This is a genomic window from Archaeoglobus sp. (assembly GCF_017656475.1).
Classification (GTDB): Archaea; Halobacteriota; Archaeoglobi; order Archaeoglobales; family Archaeoglobaceae; genus Archaeoglobus.
In genome coordinates this window covers 1-1,971 of record NZ_JACDNT010000085.1, presented here as the reverse complement: position 1 = coordinate 1,971, position 1,971 = coordinate 1, and the positions used below count along the sequence as shown (strand labels likewise).

The following is a 1,971-nucleotide window of genomic DNA, read 5'->3' as shown; positions in this document are numbered from 1 at the left end:
AGGTGGCGATGCCGGCGATTGCGGCCGAGGTGCAGGAAGAGTTCGGGAAGGCACTCCCAAAGGCCGCGTATAGGTTGTATCTGAGCGTCGTGGAGGCAGAACTATGACACCACAGGACGAGCTCGTGGACTTTCTGAAAGGCCTCTATGCTGAGGCTCTCGATATCGTGGAGCTAAAAAACACCGACTACGCGACCGACGACGACCCGCTTTCAAACTTCCGCCTCGTTGAGGAGCTCGGCATCGTCGAGACTGAAAGGGCTATCTTTGTCAGGCTGAGCGATAAGTACGCCCGGCTGGCGAACTTTCTAAAGCGTGGCGACTTCGCTGTTAAGGACGAGCGCATTGAGGACACAGTAAAGGACTTAATCAACTACGCGGGGATACTGCTCTATGCGATAAAGAAGCGCAAGGAAAAGAGGGTTGAAGAGGAAGAGCTATTTGACTACAACGTCGGGTGAAGGGAATGAGCAGAGAAATCGGACTTATAACACAGGACGTAATCGACGAGTGGCGTCAGCTAAAAAAACATCTGAGCAATGCGTTGTACCACTTCCATATCGCTGACTCAGTAAGAGCGTGCGAGGAGGTCAAGCAGGCATATGAGCTAATAGAGCAGATTGAGCAGGAGCTCAGGGCCGCGCCGCGTGCACGTATCGAGCTGGAAGAAGAGTGAGTTTTTTTCTTCTTTTTTATAAAAAGCTTAAAAATTCTTAAAATCAAATTAATTCTATTGGGGGATAATAGATATTTAATCTTATACCTCGGTCATAAAGCGTTAGACTTTTACCCACTTTGTAAGAAATTAATTATTAATATAATAATTTATTCTTATATATATCATATTTAGCTCATACCCTCAGCCCAGGCTTAACCTTTCTACTCTTTACTCTTTCTCTTAGAAATTAATTATTAATATAATAATTTATTCTGTAAAATAAAGCAATAACAAAGCATAGAGGCTGCAGGCGCAGTGAGAGAAAAGTTTTTAAATAAAATATCAAAATATAATCTGAGGTGAACTATGATGGGCAGACCGAAGAAGTACCCGGGTGGAGCGAAGGTGATGACCATAAGCACGGATGAAAAGACGATAGAAGAGTTCGAGCGCAGGCGCCTGGCCAAAGCTATGACCCGCGGCGAATACCTCCGCTGGCTAATGGACAGGGTGAAAGAGTGAGGCGAGGGCAATGGCTCGCCGGGCTGAATACACCGACCCGAAAATCATCACCGCCGTTATCGAGGGCAGCGTGAAGGCTGAAATGGACGCAGCAAGGGGGCGGCAGAGCTGGGGGAAACTGATAATGTCCCTCTGGGCCGTCCACAAAGGCGACGTCGTGGACAAGATGAGGCTTGAACAGCTGGAGAAAGAAAATGCCGAGCTGAAAAAGCTCGTTGAAGAGATGCGCGCGCAGATAGAGCAACTGCAGGCGCGGCTGGATGGGGAGTCGGCATATAGGGTAAAGAAGCAGAAACAGATTGAGGCGATGCGGGCAGAGTTCGCCGACGTGCTGAAGCCGGGCGAAAGAATCAAGCTGGTCTATCTGTTCCGCCGGCTCGGCGTCCCGCCAGGGGACGGGATGAAGCACAAAGCGGAAACGCTGATAACCAACTGGTTCAACGAGGCAGAATATAATGGAGAACGGGCGCTCATCTCCCGCGACCTTGGGCTGGTCATCTACCCGGATACTCAGCGGGGGGTATTGGGATGGACCGTCAGCCGGCTGGAATAATCCTCTTTTTTACTCTTTCTCTTAGAAATTAATTATTAATATAATAATTTATTCTGATAAATAACATATTTGTCGGAGACGAAGGGACAGGGATAATGCAGATAGAAAAGTTTATAAAGGATAAGTGTATAATAGATAGCGAAGACAAATACGGAGGGGCAAAAAATGAACGGCTGGAAAATCTCAAAGGTGGGAGACATGCTCGTAAAAAAGACGGCAAAAAAGGAGGGATGAAATAT

Annotated in this window: 4 protein-coding genes; all 4 read left to right on the top strand. The window is 47.4% G+C overall.

Annotation, left to right across the window (positions count from 1 at the left end; genetic code table 11):
* Positions 1-103: 103 nt before the first annotated feature.
* The 4 genes from H0Z19_RS11925 to H0Z19_RS11910 all read left to right on the top strand — a co-directional run bounded on the left by H0Z19_RS11925 (position 104) and on the right by H0Z19_RS11910 (position 1,732).
* On the top strand, positions 104-460 hold the full coding sequence (locus H0Z19_RS11925; protein WP_290726912.1) for a hypothetical protein: 357 nt from the start codon (positions 104-106) through the stop codon (positions 458-460).
* Positions 461-465: 5 nt separating this feature from the next.
* Positions 466-675 carry a hypothetical protein gene (locus H0Z19_RS11920; protein ID WP_290726910.1) on the top strand — a complete coding sequence of 70 codons (210 nt, stop codon included), beginning with the start codon at positions 466-468 and terminating at the stop codon, positions 673-675.
* 348 nt (positions 676-1,023) lie between these two features.
* On the top strand, positions 1,024-1,179 hold the full coding sequence (locus H0Z19_RS11915; protein WP_290726384.1) for a hypothetical protein: 156 nt from the start codon (positions 1,024-1,026) through the stop codon (positions 1,177-1,179).
* A 10-nt stretch (positions 1,180-1,189) separates the two neighbouring features.
* Entirely contained in the window at positions 1,190-1,732 is a 543-nt protein-coding gene (locus H0Z19_RS11910; protein ID WP_290726908.1) for a hypothetical protein, read from the top strand.
* Positions 1,733-1,971 lie beyond the last annotated feature (239 nt).